15 protein-coding genes, 2 pseudogenes and 1 riboswitch are annotated in these 15,858 nt (G+C 56.5%); of the genes and pseudogenes, 11 read left to right on the top strand and 6 right to left on the bottom strand.

Going from position 1 to position 15,858, the window contains the following annotated elements; genetic code table 11:
* The 5 genes and pseudogenes from PEH01S_RS11635 to phnE (PEH01S_RS11615) all read left to right on the top strand — a co-directional run.
* Positions 1–378: pseudogene (locus PEH01S_RS11635) on the top strand (ABC transporter permease); the annotation flags it as partial.
* Between the two features lie 123 nt (positions 379–501).
* Complete coding sequence (locus tag PEH01S_RS11630) at positions 502–1,302, top strand: lipid II flippase Amj family protein (protein WP_025853046.1); 801 nt, start codon at positions 502–504, stop codon at positions 1,300–1,302.
* A 139-nt stretch (positions 1,303–1,441) separates the two neighbouring features.
* The gene (gene phnC, locus PEH01S_RS11625) at positions 1,442–2,215 is read left to right on the top strand and encodes a phosphonate ABC transporter ATP-binding protein (RefSeq protein WP_025853048.1); all 774 of its coding nucleotides are present in this window, start codon (positions 1,442–1,444) and stop codon (positions 2,213–2,215) included.
* Positions 2,212–3,003, top strand: coding sequence for a phosphonate ABC transporter, permease protein PhnE (phnE, locus tag PEH01S_RS11620; protein ID WP_127485574.1), 792 nt, complete (start codon positions 2,212–2,214; stop codon positions 3,001–3,003). The genes phnC and phnE (PEH01S_RS11620) overlap by 4 nt, the downstream gene beginning before the upstream one ends.
* Positions 3,004–3,010: 7 nt before the next feature.
* Positions 3,011–3,607 (top strand): annotated as a pseudogene (phnE, locus tag PEH01S_RS11615) (phosphonate ABC transporter, permease protein PhnE); the annotation flags it as partial.
* Between the two features lie 73 nt (positions 3,608–3,680).
* On the opposite strand, the gene PEH01S_RS11610 reads toward phnE (PEH01S_RS11615), so the two are convergent.
* Positions 3,681–4,571, bottom strand: coding sequence for a LysR family transcriptional regulator (locus PEH01S_RS11610; RefSeq protein WP_127485571.1), 891 nt, complete (start codon positions 4,569–4,571; stop codon positions 3,681–3,683).
* A gap of 126 nt (positions 4,572–4,697) precedes the next feature.
* On the opposite strand from PEH01S_RS11610, the gene thrC reads away from it, so the two are divergent.
* A complete protein-coding gene (gene thrC / locus PEH01S_RS11605; protein ID WP_127485569.1) occupies positions 4,698–5,951 on the top strand; it encodes a threonine synthase in 1,254 nt (417 codons plus the stop codon).
* A gap of 57 nt (positions 5,952–6,008) precedes the next feature.
* On the opposite strand, the gene PEH01S_RS11600 is transcribed toward thrC, so the two are convergent.
* Positions 6,009–6,977, bottom strand: a complete 969-nt coding sequence (locus PEH01S_RS11600; protein ID WP_025853054.1) for a phosphate/phosphite/phosphonate ABC transporter substrate-binding protein — start codon at positions 6,975–6,977, stop codon at positions 6,009–6,011.
* Between the two features lie 194 nt (positions 6,978–7,171).
* Between PEH01S_RS11600 and PEH01S_RS11595 the strand changes: the two genes are divergently transcribed.
* Positions 7,172–8,755: a bifunctional metallophosphatase/5'-nucleotidase gene (locus PEH01S_RS11595; protein ID WP_127485566.1), complete on the top strand. Its 1,584-nt coding sequence runs from the start codon at positions 7,172–7,174 to the stop codon at positions 8,753–8,755.
* A 95-nt stretch (positions 8,756–8,850) separates the two neighbouring features.
* On the opposite strand, the gene PEH01S_RS11590 is transcribed toward PEH01S_RS11595, so the two are convergent.
* Entirely contained in the window at positions 8,851–10,176 is a 1,326-nt protein-coding gene (locus PEH01S_RS11590; RefSeq protein ID WP_127485588.1) for a nucleobase:cation symporter-2 family protein, read from the bottom strand.
* A gap of 45 nt (positions 10,177–10,221) precedes the next feature.
* Positions 10,222–10,821 carry a xanthine phosphoribosyltransferase gene (locus PEH01S_RS11585; protein WP_127485564.1) on the bottom strand — a complete coding sequence of 200 codons (600 nt, stop codon included), beginning with the start codon at positions 10,819–10,821 and terminating at the stop codon, positions 10,222–10,224.
* A 165-nt stretch (positions 10,822–10,986) separates the two neighbouring features.
* A riboswitch (purine riboswitch) is annotated at positions 10,987–11,089 on the bottom strand.
* Positions 11,090–11,858: 769 nt separating this feature from the next.
* Between PEH01S_RS11585 and PEH01S_RS11580 the strand changes: the two genes are divergently transcribed.
* Positions 11,859–12,167, top strand: a complete 309-nt coding sequence (locus tag PEH01S_RS11580; RefSeq protein ID WP_025853059.1) for a CD3324 family protein — start codon at positions 11,859–11,861, stop codon at positions 12,165–12,167.
* 123 nt (positions 12,168–12,290) lie between these two features.
* Here the strand turns inward: PEH01S_RS11580 and PEH01S_RS11575 are convergent, their stop codons facing one another.
* Positions 12,291–12,431, bottom strand: a complete 141-nt coding sequence (locus tag PEH01S_RS11575; RefSeq protein ID WP_025853060.1) for a hypothetical protein — start codon at positions 12,429–12,431, stop codon at positions 12,291–12,293.
* 210 nt (positions 12,432–12,641) lie between these two features.
* Here PEH01S_RS11575 and PEH01S_RS11570 point away from each other — a divergent pair, with 210 nt between their 5' ends.
* Positions 12,642–13,046 (top strand): gamma-glutamylcyclotransferase family protein, encoded by a 405-nt coding sequence (locus tag PEH01S_RS11570; protein ID WP_025853062.1) that lies wholly within the window; start codon positions 12,642–12,644, stop codon positions 13,044–13,046.
* 10 nt (positions 13,047–13,056) lie between these two features.
* Here PEH01S_RS11570 and PEH01S_RS11565 read toward each other — a convergent pair whose 3' ends face one another.
* Entirely contained in the window at positions 13,057–13,440 is a 384-nt protein-coding gene (locus PEH01S_RS11565; RefSeq protein WP_127485562.1) for a hypothetical protein, read from the bottom strand.
* Positions 13,441–13,652: 212 nt separating this feature from the next.
* Here PEH01S_RS11565 and PEH01S_RS11560 point away from each other — a divergent pair, with 212 nt between their 5' ends.
* Together PEH01S_RS11560 and PEH01S_RS11555 are read left to right on the top strand one after the other, a co-directional pair.
* Complete coding sequence (locus PEH01S_RS11560; protein WP_025853066.1) at positions 13,653–14,036, top strand: response regulator; 384 nt, start codon at positions 13,653–13,655, stop codon at positions 14,034–14,036.
* Between the two features lie 29 nt (positions 14,037–14,065).
* Positions 14,066–15,787 (top strand): GGDEF domain-containing response regulator, encoded by a 1,722-nt coding sequence (locus PEH01S_RS11555; RefSeq protein WP_246062887.1) that lies wholly within the window; start codon positions 14,066–14,068, stop codon positions 15,785–15,787.
* Positions 15,788–15,858 lie beyond the last annotated feature (71 nt).

Below are 15,858 nucleotides of genomic sequence, written 5' to 3'. Positions count from 1 at the left end.
GGCTCGGTTGCGCCCGACGAGACGCTGCCCGCCATCCTTCAAGGGTATGGAATCAAAGCGGTAGAGATCGTGATGACGGCGACGCTGGCGTTTATGATTTCGACCGTGTTCCGGAGCAGCTCGCTGGCGATCGGACTCTCCATCTTCCTGATGTTCGTGTCCGGCCCCATCGTGGCTATTTTGGTGCAGCTCAGATATGCCTGGGTCAAATATTTGTTGTTCGCCAATACGGATTTGACTCCATATTTCCACGGGGGCAAGCCTGTCGTCCCCGGGATGACGCTCGGCTTCTCGCTGGCCGTTCTGGCCGCTCATTGGATTCTATTCTATGCCGTTTCCTGGCTGCTATTTACGAAGAGGGACGTCGCAGGCAGCTAGCAGCGATAAAGAAACGTCATTGAGCCGACAAACCACTTGCAAACGCGACAGCCGTCTTTGTTCTTGCGAATCAAGCGTGCGGTCGCGTTTTTGGCTTGTCTGAAAAACGGAGGAGGGGGAAGCATGGTCGGATCGGTATGGCTCGTATTTGCGCTGACCTTGATCATTCATGGCGTGGAAACGCTATCTTATGCGGTAAGGCTGGCCGGCATCCGAACAGGGAAGCTGGCGGTCGCCTTGTCGCTCACCGGCATCATCTTGCTGATCTCCAGAACATCGAACATGCTTCAAGGCACGTTGTTCGGCAATCTGATCGATAAGGCGAAGCATGACCCGGACATTGCGCTCGGGGCTCAATTCCATTTGATCTTGATCGGGGCTTCCGTCGGGACGCTGGCGGCGCTTCTCGTTTTTCCGACGATGGTGTTCGTGGCCGCGCGGCTGATCGCCCGGCTCGAGGTTGTCGGGTCGCTGCCGGTCCTGATCCGGGAGTCCGTGACGATCGACAAGCTGAAATCGGTCAAGCGCGTATTTCGTCTGCCCCGTCTGGAGATGCTCAGCCGGCTGCGGGTCGGCGGGATTCCAAAGCGGCTTTTGCTGATGAACACCTTGGTCACGGGCATCTATACGGTAGGCGTTTTGTCCGCGCTGTACGCGTCTTATCTCGTTCCCGAGAATGCGACAAGCGCTGCGCAATCGTCAGGTCTGATCAACGGGATTGCCACCATCCTGCTGACCATCTTCATCGATCCGCGGGTGGCGCTGCTGTCCGATAAGGCGATGTCCGGCAAGGTGAAGCAGGCGGAGCTCCATAAAATGTTCGGTATCCTGATGCTTTCGCGGCTGGCGGGCACCTTGCTTGCCCAGCTTTTGCTCCTGCCGGGTGCGAAGGCGATTGCGTTCGTTTGCGGGTTGTTATTTTAAAATCGCAGCCGCAGCCGGTAAGAAGTGTTAAGCTTTCATTAATCTGGTCACTTGGGGCATGTCGGAAGAGGAAAACCGCGATTCATGTCGAATTAAAATCTGTCAGTTTAAATTAGTTAAAGGGGACTTTCATTAGACTATGATTGAATTCCAAAATGTGTCCAAGGTATATCCGAACGGAACCGTAGGTCTCAAAAATATTAATTTGACCATGGACAAAGGCGAATTTATTGTAATCGTCGGTCTCTCGGGAGCGGGAAAATCGACGCTGCTGCGCTCGATCAACAGACTGCATGAAATTACGGACGGCCAAATTCTCATCGACGGGCGGTCGATCACGGCGGCAAAGGGAGCCCAGCTTCGAAATCTGCGCCGCGATATCGGCATGATTTTTCAAAATTTCAATCTGGTCAAACGTTCCTCCGTTCTTCGCAACGTTCTTTCCGGCCGTGTAGGGTATCATTCGACGCTGCGGACGCTGCTCGGGCTGTTTCCGAAGAGAGACGTGGAGCTTGCGCTCCAAGCGCTTGAGCGCGTAAACATTCGCGAGAAGGCCTATGCCCGTGCGGACGAATTGTCGGGCGGACAGCAGCAGCGCGTCTCGATCGCCAGAGCGCTTGCCCAGGAAGCGAAAATCATTTTGGCGGACGAGCCGGTCGCCTCGCTGGACCCGTTGACGACCCGCCAGGTGATGGACGACTTGAAACGGATCAATCAGGAGCTCGGCATCACAACCGTGGTTAACCTCCACTTTATCGATTTGGCGCGGGAATACGCGACCCGTATTATCGGCTTGCGGGCAGGGGAAGTTGTATTCGACGGTCCGGTATCGGAAGCGACGGACGAGGCCTTCTCGGGCATTTACGGACGCGCGATCAAGAAGGACGAGCTTCTGGGGGTGGAGGCGGAATGACCGAACCCGAACGCCGCGACATCCTGAAAAAACCGTCGAATACGAAGTCGTATATAACGACGTTAGTCCTGATCTTTCTGTTATGGTGGAGCGCCGACAATACCGACTCCAGTATTGCCAAGCTGATTGAAGGCTTTCCGGAGATGGGCAAGCTGCTCGTTGAGATGGTTCCCCCCGACTGGAGCTATATCGATGTCGTCTGGAAGCCGATGGTGGAAACGATTCAAATGGCGGTGATCGGCACGACGCTCGGCGGGCTGGTCGCGATTCCGATCGCTTTGCTTGCAGCCGGCAACGTAACCCGCAGCCCGTGGATTTATCATCCGGCCCGCATTATTCTCAACTTGATCCGGACGATCCCCGAGCTGCTTTTTGCCGGATTGTTCGTTGCGATCTTCGGCATCGGGGCGATGCCCGGAGTGCTGGCGCTCGCCTTTTTCTCCTTCGGGTTGATCGCCAAGCTGACCTACGAATCGATCGAAGCGATCGAACCGGGCCCTCTGGAAGCGATGACGGCCGTCGGGGCCAACAAGCTGCAATGGATTCATTTTGGCGTCGTGCCGCAGGTGGCGGCGCAATATATCGCGTATTTTTTGTACACGTTCGAAGTCAACGTCCGGGCCGCCGCTGTACTCGGCCTGGTCGGCGCGGGCGGGATCGGGTTGACGCTCGACCGGACGCTGCAGCAGTTCCGTTATGACCGTTCGGCCCTTATCATCATTTTGACGCTGGCGATCGTGCTGCTGATCGATTACGTGAGCACGAAGATAAGGGAGAGGCTGTTATGAATCAGACGACGACCTGATCCGGGGACTGCTCGATACGCTCGCCATTTCCATTATCGGCACGTTTATATCGGCGTTCCTGTGTGTGCCGTTTGCCTTCTGGGCGGCGAACAACATGAGCCGTTTCCGCTGGGTATCCGGCAGCGGCAAATTCATGCTGAGCTTTATCCGGACGTTTCCGGAAATCATCATGGCGATCATTTTCATCAAAGCGGTAGGCCCGGGCGCTTATGCCGGGGTGCTGGCGCTAGGCCTCCACTCGATCGGGATGCTCGGCAAGCTGTATTCGGAGGCGATCGAAAATCTCGATCTCGGGCCGACCGAGGCGCTGACCGCCTGCGGCGCCAACCGCTTGCAGGTGCTGTGGTTTGCCGTCATTCCGCAGGTGCTGCCGCACTTCTTCTCGTTTGCGCTGTACCGTTTCGAGATCAATATCCGTTCCGCTTCCATCCTCGGTCTGATCGGGGCGGGCGGGATCGGGGCACCGCTCATTCTGGCGCTGGAAGCCCGCGCATGGAACCGCGTCGGCATTATTCTGCTGGGGATCATCGTCATGGTCACCATTATCGATATTATTTCTTCGGCTATTCGCAAACGTCTGGTTTAGCCCGCAAAGCCCGCTTTTCGGATCATTGCACCGAAAGCGGGCTTTTTTGTGCGGAAAACGTCCATACTTCTTCTTATTCGCGCTTAACCCCGGTTATCAGCTCGACAAAGGCCGCGGCTTGCCCGGATAGCGGCTCGCCTTCGCGCCAATAGACGGCAATCGGGTTCTTCACCTCAGGATGCTTCACCTTCACCCGCACAACCTCGCGTCGCTCCACGAACTCCCGCACCTCGGCAGCCGAAGCGAAGAGCACGCCGTAGCCCGCAGCGACCGCCCGCACGGCTTCGTTCATCCCGCCCAGCTCTACGCCAATATCGGGCGGGGCGAGGCTCGACATCCGGCATAGCGCGAGCAGCATGTCCCGGGTCGAGCTGCCTTCCTCCCGCATGATGAACGTTTCTTTCAGGAGATCGGCGAGCCCGACTTCCTTGGCGGCACACGGATGATCCGGCGGGACGACGAACCACATCGGGTCCTCGAACAGCACGCTGCGTTTCAGCCGGGGGGAAGCGGCAGCGCCACCTCCGATAACCGCGATATCGGCTTCGTACTGTTCCAGCCGCTCAAGCGACTGCTGGGCGTTTCCGGTATATTGCGTCAGCCGCACCCCGGCAAACCTCCGCTTGTAGGCGGCGATCCAGCCGGGCAGCAAAAAGTTGGCGGGCAGGTACGTCGCGGCGATCCGCAGCGTGCCGCTTCGCCCTGCCCGGTAATCGTCGACGAGCGTTTCAAGCTCTTGCTCCAGAGCGAATAACCGCTCCGCATGGGCGGCGAGGAACGCTCCCGCTTCCGTCAGCCAGATGCCCCTTCCTTTCGGGGCCAGCAAGACGAGGCCGAGCTCCTTCTCCAAATTGCGGATCTGCATCGTGACCGCGGGCTGGCTGATGCGCAGCGTCTCGGAGGCACGGGTGACGCTTCGGCTCCGGGCAACGACATGAAATATTTTTAACGCATGAAGGTTCATGGGCTTCGCTCCATTCATAAATTAAATTTATGATTATTTCAAATAAATATATTATACTTATATGTTTTTTCGTTTTATTCTAAAGTCGAATACAGCAAATGGCAATAGCGCAAAGGAGCGAGCGGGATGAAATTGAGCTGTACGGAGTGTGGGCAAGGACGGAGTATCACCGATCCGGTATGGCGCTGCGAATGCGGCGGGCTGCTTCAGGTCGAGCAGCGCCTTGGGGAGTTGGACGGCGAGAAGCTGCGGCGCGTCTTTGACGAGCGTCTGGCGCACCGCAATACGCCTTATGCGAGTGGGGTGTGGCGCTATAAGGAGCTGATTCATCCGGAGCTTCCGGTGGAGCGGATCGTAACGAAGTACGAGGGCAACACGGGGCTGTACGACTCCGAACCGGTCCGCCGGTTTACCGGAGTCCGGGACTTGCGGCTCAAGGCGCAGAGCGAGAATCCGAGCGGCTCCTTCAAGGATAACGGGATGACGGTCGCCGTATCGCAAGGCGCGTGGCTCGGGTATGAACGGTTTGCCTGCTCGTCGACGGGAAATACGTCTTCGTCGCTTGCGATGTATGCGGCGCTTTCCGGCAAAGCCTCGTACGTCTTTGTCCCGGAGGAAGGCGTCGCGGGCGGGAAAGTGCTGCAAACGGCGGCCTATGGGGCGCGGATGATTCGGTTCAAAGGCACCTACGACGACGGGTTACGCTTCTTGGAACGGCATGCGGCCGAGCTGGGGCTGTACGTATGCAATTCGATGAATCCGTTTCGGATCGAGGGGCAAAAGAGCATTGTCTACGAAATCGCGCAAGCTCTAAACTGGATGCTGCCGGATTGGATCGTGCTGCCCGGCGGGGCGCTGAGCAACGGTTCCGCGCTCGGCAAAGGGCTGCAGGACATGCTGGCGACAGGGCTCATTTCGCGTATGCCCCGGGTGGCGGTCGTGCAGGCGGAAGGCGCAAGTCCGTTCCACCGGATGATCGAGCGCGGCCTGAAGGAGCTGACGCCGGAGCCCCGGCCGCATACGCTGGCCAGCGCGCTGAATATCGGCAACCCGCCGAGCTGGAAAAAAGCGGCCGCCGTGCTGCAAGCGACCTGCGGGGTAACGGTTTCCGTGACCGACAAGGAGATCATGGAGGCGAAAGCAGTGATCGACCGGGCGGGCATCGGCTGCGAGCCGGCTTCTGCGGCGTCGGCGGCCGGGCTTCGAAAGCTGGTCGCGCGGGGAATCGTGGACAAGGACGAGACGGCGGTGTGCCTTTTAACCGGGCACATGTTAAAGGACACCGACGCCTTGCAGCGGTATGTGACGAGGGAGGCGGCCGATGCAGGTATGCCCGTATCTTCGGCGTTGGAGCTGGAGCAAGTCAAGGAGCGTATGTAAAGCAAAAAGGAGCGCCGCTGCGGAAGGCAGGGTGCCCCTTTTTGTTAAAAGCTTTAATTATTTCTGGCCGATGCTTTTGGAATATTCGCGAACGACGTCAAATTTCTTGTCGTCGGATTTCACGTAGCCGCGGTGGGAGTATACGTCAAAAATGATTTTTCCGCCTTCCGGATCTTTGCCGATATCGATGAACGCTTGAGCGATCTTGTCTCTCCATTCTTGATCCATGTCTTTGCGAACGGCGATCGTGTCGTTCGGAATCGGAGAAGTGAAGGCAAGCACGCGCGTTTTTTCATAGATGTCAGGATAGTCGGTTTTCATTTTGTAGCGAGCGTCTTGGAAGATCGCCGCGGCGTCAACTTGTCCGTTCAGGACGGCGATTACGCCTTTGTCGTGACCTTTGACTTCGATGCCCGTTACGTCTTTCTCGGGATCGACGCCGGCTTTTTTCATTTCGTTGGCCGGCCATACGAAGCCTGCGGAGGACGTTACGCCCTGCCAAGCGATTTTTTTGCCTTTCAGGTCTTTCAATTCTTTGATCGGGGAATCCGCTTTAACGATGATCATCGCTTTGTAGAAGTCGACCAGCTCCGTGGTGTCGGCGCCCGTCTTGTCGTCTACGCCGTAGCGTTGAGCTTGCAGCAGCAGGTCTGCGGCTTTCTTCTCGTCATGCGCCAGAACATAAGCGTTCGGAGGCAGGAATCCGATATCGACTTGCTTGGAAGCCATCGCTTCGATCACGGTGTTGTAGTTGGTCGAGACGGAGACTTTGACCGGAATGCCGAGCTTGTCGCCAAGCAGCTTCTCCAGCGGCTTCGCTTTCGCTTCCAGCGTCTCTGCGTTTTGGGAAGGAACGAACTGCACTTTTAATTCTTTAGGCGCATAGCCTTTCGCCGCAGGCGCTTCTTGCTTTTTGTCGGAAGGTGCAGGGGCTGCAGAATTATTCTCTGTTTTCGTACCGCAACCTGCTGCAATCCCTGCGGAAAGCACCAGGGACAGACTGACTGCTGCAAACTTTTTAAACATGGAAGGACCTCCTGTTAACTTGTTAGATCAAAATCCATTTCTTACTATACCACAGAATAGTACAAGCCAGAGTAAATTTTTTGTGAAAACGCCCTGAAAATGTCGAAAAATATTTTGAAGCCTGACGGATGGTTCTCCGGCGCTAAATTTGATATAGTGGATTCAATTCAAGGAAAAACGGAGTTGAATGCAAGGTGGTTCAAAAGCTGACAGTCACGATCCTGGAAACAAGCGACATTCACGGAGCGCTGCTTCCGATCCAGTATGCCAATAACAGCCCGACGGAAACGGGGCTGGCCAGAATCGCATCGATCATTCGCAGAGAGCGCCAAAAGGGCGGGCCGCTGCTGCTCATCGATAACGGGGATTTGATTCAAGGGACGCCGCTGGCGTATCATCACGCCAAACTGAACGGCGGGAAGCCGAATCCGATGATTCAGTGCCTGAATGAGCTCGGGTACGACGCGGCCGTCATCGGGAATCACGAATTCAACTATGGGATGGAGCTGCTTCGCAAAGCGGTCGGGGAATCGGGCTTTCCTTGGCTCAGCGCCAACATCGTCGATGAGGCGACCGGCGAGCCGGTATTCGGCAAGCCCTATCTGGTGAAGACGATGGAGCAGGGGCTCAAAATCGGCGTGCTGGGGCTGACGACGCCCTACATCCCGCATTGGGAGAAGCCCGAGCATATCGCGGGCCTGCGCTTCGAGGATGCCGTAGAGACGGCCAAGCGGTGGGTGAAGCATCTGCGCGAGCAAGAGGGAGCGGACGTCGTGATCGTCTCCTATCACGGAGGGTTCGAGCGGCATTTGGAATCCGGCCAGCCGACGGAGCCGTTGACGGGGGAAAATCAAGGCTATGCGCTCTGCCGCGAAGTGGAGGGCATCGATGTGCTGCTCACCGGCCATCAGCACCGGTCGATTGCGGGAACGAGCATCAACGGAGTGACGGTCGTACAGCCCGGCAGCGCAGGCGCCTGGCTCGGCAAAGTCACGCTGACGCTGGGGCTGGAAGCGGGGGGCTGGCGCGTTCTGGAAGCCATGTCCGAGCTGGTGTCCCCGCAGGGCGAAGCGCCGGATGCCGCGGTGCTGGCGATCGTGGAGCCGCATGAACGCCTCGCGCAGGTATGGCTCGATCAGCCGATCGGGCGGTTGATCGGCGACATGCGCGTAACCGATCCGATGCAGGTCCGGCTGCAGGAGCATCCGCTCATCGAGTTTATCAACCGGGTACAGATGGAGCTGTCCGGGGCTCCGATCTCGAACACCGCGCTGTTCGACAATATCTCGCCGGGATTTCCCGAGCATATCACGATGCGGGACATTGTCTCCAATTATATTTATCCGAATACATTGCAGGTCATCCGGGTGTCGGGGCAGGATATCCGTGCCGCGCTGGAGCGTTCGGCCTCGTACTTTGCCCAATACGACGGAAATGGCCCGGTGCAAGTGAGCGCGGAATTCAGCGATCCGAAGCCGCAGCATTACAATTACGACATGTGGGAGGGCATCGAATACCGCATCAACATTTCGCGTCCGGTAGGACAGCGGATCGTCGAGCTGCGCTACAATGGAAAGCCGATCGATCCGGAGGCGGAATACGACGTCGTGATGAACAATTACCGGGCGGGGGGCGGCGGAAATTACCTGATGTTCCAAGGAAAGCCGGTCGTGAAGGACATTCCGACCGATATGGCGGAGCTGCTGGCCGGCTATATTATGGAACGGGGAACGATTGAAGCGTCACTGAACCGGAATTGGGTAGTCGTTTGGGATTAAACCGTTAGGAAATATGGCAACAAAAGAAGACTGCGGTCCTGTTCGCACGCGCACAGGCCGCAGTCTATTTATACGAGGTCAGGCGGTTTTTTCGATCAGTTCGCGGCACCTTGCGGCTGCGAAGCGTCGGCCACCGACCGTTTCCGCCGGAGGTTGAAAACCAAATTCAGCACGATTGCGGTGAAGCTGCCTGCGACAATGCCGTTGCCGGTCAATATCTGCACCATCTGGGGCAGTTGATTGAACAGCGTCGGAACGACCGTCACGCCGAGGCCCATGCCGACGGAGCAGGCGATGATCAGCAGGTTCTCATGGTTGTTCAAGTCGACCTGCGAGCCAAGCATGCGGATTCCGGAGGAGACGACCATGCCGAACATGGCTACGGTCGCGCCGCCGAGCACGGGAGTCGGGATCAGCGTCGTCAGCGCGGCGACTTTCGGGATCAGGCCAAGGACGACCAAAATGCCGCCCGCGGTCATGATCACGTCGCGCGTCCGGACGCCGCTCATTTGGATCAGCCCGACGTTCTGCGAGTAGGTCGTATACGGGAAGGCGTTGAACAAGCCGCCGAGGATGATCGCGAGACCTTCCGCGCGATAGCCGCGGGTCAAATCCTCCGAGCGGATGTCGCGGTCGCATATTTTGCCGAGAGCCAGAAAAACGCCGGTCGACTCTACCAGGCTGACCGCAGCGACCAGGATCATCGTCAGCACGGAGGTGATTTCAAACGTCGGCATGCCGAAGTAGAGCGGGTGCACCATATGGAACCAGGAAGCTTCATGGAACGGAGTGAAGCTGACTTTGCCGAGCAGCGCCGCGACAAATGTTCCGGCAATCAACCCGAGCAAAATCGAAATCGCCCGCCAAAAGCCTGTGAAAAAGCGGTTCAAGACGATAATCAGCGCAAGCACGCCGAAGGAGAGCAGCAGGTTGACCGGCGCGCCGAAATTCGGATTGCCGGCTCCGCCGCCCATATCGTTCAGGGCTACGGGAATGAGCGTGAGCCCGATGATGGTGACGACCGAACCGGTGACGACCGGAGGGAAGAAGCGGATCAGCTTGCCGAACATTCCGGCGAAGACGACGACGAACAGGCCTGCAGCCAAGATGGCGCCGTAGATGGTCGAGACGCCGTGCTGGCTGCCGATGGCGATCATCGGGCCGACGGCCGTGAACGTACAGCCGAGCACGACCGGCAGGCCGATGCCGAAGAACCGGTTGCTCCACACCTGAAGCAGAGTCGCAATACCGCAGGTTAACAGGTCGATCGAAACCAGGTAGGCGAGCTGCTCCGGCGTCATCTTCAGCGCGCTGCCGACAATCAGCGGCACGATGACGGCGCCGGCGTACATGGCGAGCACGTGCTGCAGGCCGAGCGAAAACCGCCGCATCGGCGGCTGGCTGGTTGTTTTAGCATTCATAGACACAGGAAGGATCCCTCCGAGAATGGATTGTTGGGCACGGATTTATACCGGATTCGTCTGCGGCTCAGGCTTGTCCGCGAAGGTGACCCGTCCGTCCGCCAACGAGGCGACGGGCGCAAGCGACTCTACGCGGTAGCCTGCTTCCAGAAGCTTTCGGCCTCCGGGCTGAAAAGCTTTCTCGATCACGATGCCGATCCCCGCTACCACAGCGCCTGCTTTCTCGGCAATCCGGGCCAACCCGAACGCCGCTTCGCCGTTGGCGAGGAAGTCGTCGATCAGCAGCACCCGATCCCCGGTTGACAAAAACTTTTTGGAGACGGATACTTCGCTTTCTTCCTGCTTGGTGAAGGAATACACCTTCTCCGTCAGCAGATCGTCCCGAAGCGTCAGCGACTTGCGCTTGCGCGCGAAAATGAGCGGCACGCCGAGCTGCAGCGCCGTCATGACGGCGGGAGCGATGCCGGACGATTCGATGGTCAGCACCTTGGTAATGCGCTCGCCGGCGAAACGGGCGGCAAATTCTTTGCCGATCTCCATCATGAGGACCGGATCGACTTGATGGTTCAGAAACGAGTCGACCTTGAGCACCTGTTCTCCCAGCACGATTCCTTCCTGCAGCACTTTGTTTTTCAGCAGTTCCATAGCTTTTTTTCCTCCCGAACGTTAACAAGATCCTAAGCCCGACAAACACAAAAAGCCCGATTCGGCCGTTTCTAATAAGAAACGGGCAATCGAGCGATACGCAAAAGCAAGAAAAGGCGCAAAACGGCCGGCCGGGCTGCAAGCAGCGGCGGTCTTCCTATCTGCGTCCGTATGTGTACCGCCCGTAGTCCTGCCGTTGCGGAGGCAGGGTAGAGACTCGCAGGCCGATTCATCCTGCAATTATACGAGCTTTTTTATATTCGTTTCCGGCGCTTTACTGTATGCCATTATATACGATGCGGGCGGTTTGCGCCAGTTTAAAAATACGGTAAGACGGTGTTTTCTGGCATAACCTGCGTGAGGCGCAGCCGCGGACAGGATAAGGATAAAATCGTTATAAAAGTTTTCCACCTTGCGGCAGCACGGCCGATTATGAGTTAATAGGAGATGTAGCCGGCCGGCTGACGCTCAAGGAAAGGAGTGATCAGATACAATGATTACGGTAACCGAGGTGGTCTTCGCGTAAGCGGAGACGCCAGTCAAGGGGGGCCTTCGGGCCCCTTATATATTCGCGGATGGACAATACAAGAATCGATGGGTTATAATGTAAGAGGAAATTCTGTGTCTTCAAAAAAATTCAGGTGAAAGGAGTGTCGTGCAATGGTAGTAGTACTGGACACAATGAAAAAAGGAAAAGGGTTTGCTAACAAGTGAATAAGCATTTTTCTCCTTCACCGTCACCTGAACCGTCATTGAATGATACATGACATATAGAGGCATTCAGGCACGATATGGCAATCGTGTTTTTTTGTTGATAAGAACTTATAAGTCATCGCGACTTATAGCTTCGCGTCAACCTTGATAAACGAGCTTATCCTTAGACGACAAGGACGGCGTAGCCGTTTATCCTGAATTTCATGCCCCTAATGCTTGCGACGTCAGTTTTGCTCCGGCAAAACTCAGAGGAGGTGTAAAGATGAAAATGCTTATAACTTTCGAGGCTTTGGCCAACATGGCACGAAAGGAGGCTTTCATCGGTGGGGTACAAGAATGGGAAGGATATTTTGCCGCCTAGCCTGCTCAAGCAGCTGCAGGACTATATTCAGGGCGAAATCATTTATATACCGAAAAAAGAACAGACCCGCGCAGGCTGGGGTGAGAACAACGGCACCCGGCAGTCGATTATGCGTCGGAACTTCGAAATTTTCCGGCTGTATGAGAACGGTCATACGGTCACCGATCTGATCCGTCAGTTTCATCTGTCGGAGGACAGCATTCGGAAAATCATCGTGAAAACCCGCGGACTATATTCGCGGCAGCAGGAAACGGCGTCCACCAGGCACTAGCCCGAAGGATAGCGAAACATATCGCAACGGAACAAGCCAGAAGTGGACGCTTTTGGCTTTTTTCTATTGTCTTATGCGCGCAAAAACGCCGCTTCCTGCAGCGGCGTGCTTGTCTTCGGTTCCTTATTGTTCCGGTTGTCCGGAAGCTTTGCGCAGCTCGTTGGCCAACCGGTTAAACTCTTTCCGCGCCTCCTCCGAGTCGGTGCAAAAATAAGCCGCCGACAAAAAGCGGATGATCTTGTTCGCATCTTCGGGACTAAGCATGGCGCACTCTCCCCCTTCCCCCCTAAACTTCGGCTTATGGACAATTTATGCCGGTTTGTCTTTTTCGGACACGGCAGGCGTTCAAAGATAGGGCAAATCACCCGATTCCCCAAGCTTGGCTTATGGTATGATAGAAGAAAATGGTATTTGCAGTAACGGCAACCGTTGCTTGGAAACCAATTCGCCGGTTGCTTGAAGGAGGGAACCGATCTGATCCGGGTTTTCGTCTATGGAACGCTGCTGGTCGGCGAATCGAATCATCACGTGGTAGCGCCTTACGTGCTCTCGGTCCGTCCCGGACGGGTGCGCGGCGCTTTGTTCGATGCGGGAGCTTATCCCGGACTCGTCTTGTCGGGCTGCGGCGGCGAGACGGACGTCGAAGGCGAATGGCTGGTCGTGACGCAGGAAGGTCTGAATCGGATGGACGAACTGGAGGAGTATTACGGACCCGGCGCCCGGAACGATTATGAACGCGTCTGGGTGCGCGACAGCCGTCGGGAAGAGTGCGAGGGCTGGATCTACCTGTGGAAGGAGCCGCGGGGATATCCGCGCATTCACGGCGGATCCTGGCGCGAATATGCCCGCAGGAAGCAAGAGCTTGGCAGCATGCTTTGAAACTCCCCAATCAAGCCCGTCTGGCGTACGGTCTCCAGTCCTCCCGTTCCGACTTCTTGACAATCTCCGTCATCCGCAGAACGACATGATGAGAATGCTCCTCGCCGATCGCGTTGATCAGCTGCTCATAAGAAATATTGTCTTGAACCAGGCTTCGGGTGACCGTGCTGTCTTTGTACCACGCCTCGGTGATGGCAAACGAGCCTTCTTTTTTCAGCCAAACCTCATGATAATAATGCTCTTGTTCGCTTTTGGGCTGGAGTGTCAAATAAAATGCTTGCATCGGCATGCGCGGGTCAGACGAGCGCTGGCTTACCAAGGACCCGGACGAAACGGGCTGGCCGAACGAAACGTACTTGCATACTTTTTTGATCAGATGGTCCACGGGATTCATGTTGCCCTTCCTTTCAGCTAGGAAAAAATGCTCGGTAAAAGTAAAATTTTCATCAAATTTAGAAGTGTTTTTATCGTAACATAGTCCTTTTGGTTTACATATGGTTCTTAAGGACTATATGTGATTAAAAAGTTCTCTGTAACCATACGACAATCATCCGTGCTATAATGATTTTCATAGAACATGCACCATGAAGGAGCGTTCGAGGGCTTATGGCACCTTACAAAATTTTATTGGCCGACGACGAAGCGGCCTTGCGGTTCTTGTTGACGGAAACGCTGGCCGAGGAAGGCTACGAGCTTACCGAAGCGGAGGACGGGGCGCAAGCGCTCTCCTATTTGCAGGAGCAGCCGTTCGACTTAATCATCCTGGACTATATGATGCCCGAACGCACCGGAGTGGAGGTTTGCGAATGGCTGCGCGGCCATGCGAATCCGAACGCGGACACGCCGGTCATTCTTCTGACGGCCAAAGCGCTGGATAAGGACCGTGAACGAGCCAAAGCGGCCGGGGTTACGCAGTATATCGTGAAACCGTTCAGTCCGCTGCAGCTGCTGGATACCGTGGAAGAGCTGATCCGGCGCGATGCGCGTTAACCGATAGAAATTTATACCGGAGACGGGAAGTGAAGGCTTTGCATCAAACACCCTCTGACGACCGGATGAAACGAGAGGCCCGGCTGCTGAAGGAAGGCCGGAAAAAATATATTCACGAGCTGAACAAGCAGCTCCAGCAGCTGCGGTATTGGACCGAGGATGCGGAGCCGGAGGATGCGTCCGAGACGGCCCGCCGGTTTTACCGTATCGTGCATACGCTGAAAGGCAGCGCGCCGATGTTCGGTTTTATGCGTATCGGGACGCTCGCCGAGAAATTGGTCGAGCACTGGGAATGGTCGCAGGACGAGGAAGCATTGACGGAGCCGTCGGTTCGCACGCGGTTTCGGATGTGCTCGCAGGCTTCCCTTGCGCTGGTGCTCGAATTGGAATTGGAGATCGATACCACCACACGCGAGCTGGAGCTGGATGAGCAGCAGGAGCAGCTGCAGCGTACCCTCACGCCTCCGCAGGGCGAACGGCTGCTTGTGATCGACGATGACGAAGTGCTGCGGGCTTATCTGGTCCGGCGTCTGAAGCTGGACGGCTACGAGGTGGATGATGCCGCAGACGTCCAATCGGCGCAGCGGCTGATCCGGGAGCGTTCGTACGACTTGATTTCGCTCGATCTGATGATGCACCCGGACAGCGGCTACGAGCTGTTCGAATTTTTGAAGGAAGACCCGAATTTGAAGCTCGTGCCTTTGATCGTGCTGTCCGGGCGCAGCGACGTGTACGACAAGGTCCGCTGCTTCTACTTGGGCGCGGACGATTATGTGGTCAAGCCGTTTCAATATGAGGAGCTGGCCGCCCGCATCTACAGCTTGCTCAAGCGGACCAAGACGTTCGAGCAAATGGCGTTCCGCGATCCGTTAACGGGAGTGTACAACCGCCGGTATTTCGACCATCAAATTCAAGTCGAGCTGCAGCGCGTCGCACGGTATCCCGGAACGATCTCGATGGTATTCATCGATATCGACCGGTTCAAATCGATCAACGATACGTACGGGCATCCGGTCGGGGATTTGGTGCTGCAGGGCCTCGCCCATCTGCTGCAGGCGAATCTGCGCGCTACGGATCTGATCGCCCGCTTCGGGGGCGAGGAATTCGTGGTAGTGCTGCCAGGCACGTCCGCCGCCGACGCCAAAAAGACGATCGAAGGCATCCTGAGGCTCACGCATCAAGGTCCTGTGGCGCAGAACGAGGGCCAGTCGTTCCACATTACGTTCTCGGCCGGCGTTTCGGAATGGCGGCCCGACCTTGCTCTGAGCGAGTGGATCCGACGGGCGGACGATGCGATGTACGAGGCCAAGCAAAACGGCCGCAACCGGGTGATGCTGTATACCGGCGATGCGGCCGGCGCGGAGTCGGACGCGGAGGCGCGCAAGACAGTGCTGATTGCCGACGACGATAACATTTTGCGCTCGATTCTAATGGCGAAGCTCAAGCATCTGCCGATCGACTTCAAGGAGGCGGCCGATGGGGAAGAGGCTTATCTGGAGCTGCTCGGCAGCCCGGTCGATCTGTGTATTCTCGATGGCGTGATGCCGCGTCTCGACGGGTACGGCATGCTCGAACGGATGAGGGACCGCGGCACGCGGCCGCCCCATACGAAAATGCTCGTTCTTTCGGGGCGCAGCCGGGAAGAGGATACGAGCCGGGGGATGCAGCTCGGAGCGAATGCTTATATGCACAAACCGTTTTCCATGGTTGAGCTGGAGCTCAAGGTGAAGGAATTACTGGATTTAAGCTGAGACCGTGACGGCGACTTGTCACGGTTTTTTCATTTTTACCTATAAAAAATAGGACTTCCGACCGATATAAT

Origin of the sequence: Paenibacillus ehimensis NBRC 15659 (genome assembly GCF_004000785.1) — a bacterium.
GTDB classification, from domain to species: domain Bacteria; phylum Bacillota; class Bacilli; order Paenibacillales; family NBRC-103111; genus Paenibacillus_G; species Paenibacillus_G ehimensis.
The sequence above is the reverse complement of the archived record's forward strand: the minus strand, read 5'-3'. Positions and strand labels throughout refer to the sequence as shown.